Genomic DNA, 2351 nt, shown 5'->3' with positions numbered 1-2351 from the left:
ATCGCGCATTGATCTTGTCGCCTGCACCCGGCTCGACCGGCTGACGACCGAAATGCTGCCGGGGGCAATCAGCCGCTTCATCTGGCTGCGCCGGATCGAGCCGGGCAACAATTCCGCCGCGGCAAACCGACTGCTCGACCGGCTTGAGTTCCTGCGTGCGATGAACCTCGATGCCGGCCTGCTCGGCGACGTCCCGCCGCATCGCGTCGCCCGGCTGCGCCGACAGGGCGAACGTTACTTCGCCGATGGCCTGCGTGATCTCGGCACCGACCGGCGTCGCGCCATCCTCACTGTCTGCATCATCGAGTGGGCCACCTCGACTGCGGATGCGGTGATCGAGACGCATGACCGGATCGTCGGGCGCACCTGGCGCGAGGCAAAACAGTTGCATGACGCACGTGCCGCGGAAACGAGAGGCGGGGTCACAGCGACGCTGGACGGCTTCGCCGCGCTCGGCCAATCGCTCATCGAAGCGCATGGCGACGGCGCGTCGCTGGAGGATGCGGTCGCGCGTGCGGCGGGATGGGACCATCTCACCCGCCTCGTCGCGACGGCCAGGGTTCTGACGGACACGCTTGGCGATGATCCGCTGGCGCATGTCGATCAGGGGTATCACCGCTTCCGTCGCTATGCCCCGCGTATGCTGCGCTGCCTCCATCTCCAAGCCGCGTCGGTCGCGCGACCCTTGCTGGACGCGGTGATCGCCATCGCCACCAAAGACGCGCTCCCGGCGACCGACGATTTCCTGCGCCCACATTCCAAATGGCGGCGTCAATTGCGGGCGAAGGGCGACGATGATGCGCGCCTCCGAGAAGTCGCGGTCATGTTCCATCTGCGCGACGCGCTGCGCTCGGGTGACATCTGGCTCGACCGCTCGCACCGGTACGGTGACCTTCGCAACGTCCTCGTATCGATGGAAGTCGCGCATGCTGCGAAGCTGGCCGTACCGTCCGATCCGCATGTCTGGCTCGCGGACCGCAAGGCCCGTCTCGCCGATGGCCTCGCCCGGCTCGGTCGCGCCGCGCGCAACGGTACGATCCCGAAAGGCAGCATCGAGGACGGGACGCTGCGCATCGATCGCCTGACCGCCGATGCGCCGGACGGGATCGATGACCTGGTGCTGGACCTTTACCGTCGCCTGCCGCCCATCCGCATCACCGACCTGCTGCTCGAAGTGGACGCCGCGCTGGAGTTCACCGACGCCTTCACCCATCTGCGCACCGGCATACCGTGCGGCGACCGGATCGGCCTGCTCAACGTCCTGCTCGCCGAGGGATTGAACCTGGGCCTGCGCAAGATGGCCGAGGCGTCCAACACCCATGATTACTGGCAACTGTCCCGTCTCGCACGCTGGCATGTCGAAAGCGCGGCGATCGACCAGGCGCTGGCCAACGTGGTCGCCGCGCAAGGCGCGCTGCCGATGGCGCGGGTCTGGGGCATGGGCACCACTGCCTCGGCCGATGGCCAGTTCTACCCCGCCGCGCGGCAGGGCGAGGCGATGAACACGGTCAATGCCCGCTACGGCAACGACCCCGGCATCAAGGCTTATACTCACGTCAACGACCGCTTCGCGCCGTTCGCATCGCGGACCATCCCCGCAACCGTCAGCGAGGCACCCTATCTGCTCGACGGGCTGACGATGAACGAGGCCGGGCGACGGATCGAGGAGCAGTACGCCGACACCGGCGGGTTCACCGTTATGTGGACAGCTTGGCGACGCGGCAGGTTGCCTGTGCTACCATCGCGCAGCTGCCATTTCCGTGAAGGAGGCGGGCCATGTTTGTGGTCAAGCATAGCCGCTCGGGCGGCCCTCTGGTCGAGCTTGTCGACGGAGTCGGCGCGCCTGTGCCACCCGTCCGCGACTATCTCGCCTATCTGGCTGCGCGCGGCTGCTCACCGCATACCGTCAAAGCCTATGCCTATGACCTGCGGCATCTCTTTACCTTTCTACACACCGAGGCGCTCGACTGGACGGCGCTGACGCCGGCCCGCGCCGTTGCTTTTCTCCTGCATCTGCGCACCACGCCGGCACGCGGCAGACACCCTGCCGGCACGGCGCAGGCCGCCGATAGCCGTTTGGCGCCGGCCAGCGTCAACCGCGCGCTGGCGTGCGTGTCGTCGTTCTATGATTGGGCGCTGCTGGCCGGATGCACCAGCGGCACCAACCCGATCGTCAAGGTCGAGGCGCGCGCCGTGCTACGCTCGGTCGATCGGCACCGACCGTTCCTGCAGGGCATCGCATCGGGCGCACCACTCCGCCAGGCGCTCGCCGTCAAGATGGTGCGCCGGGTGCCGCGGCCGCTGTCGGACGAGCAGGTAGCGACGATCGTAACCCTGCTGCGCTGCCGTCG

At 67.7% G+C, this 2351-nt stretch carries 1 protein-coding gene and 1 pseudogene; both read left to right on the top strand.

Annotated elements, in window-relative coordinates; genetic code table 11:
• Positions 1-1696 (top strand): annotated as a pseudogene (locus tag AACY45_RS26955) (Tn3 family transposase); the annotation flags it as partial.
• Between the two features lie 149 nt (positions 1697-1845).
• Positions 1846-2351: site-specific integrase (locus AACY45_RS26950; protein WP_339548473.1), on the top strand; the 506-nt coding region annotated here is incomplete at its 3' end.

This window comes from Pseudomonas sp. RA_35y_Pfl2_P32 (assembly GCF_963970735.1).
Classification (GTDB): domain Bacteria; phylum Pseudomonadota; class Gammaproteobacteria; order Pseudomonadales; family Pseudomonadaceae; genus Aquipseudomonas.
Note: the sequence above shows the minus strand (reverse complement) of the source record. Positions and strands in the feature narration are given on the sequence as shown.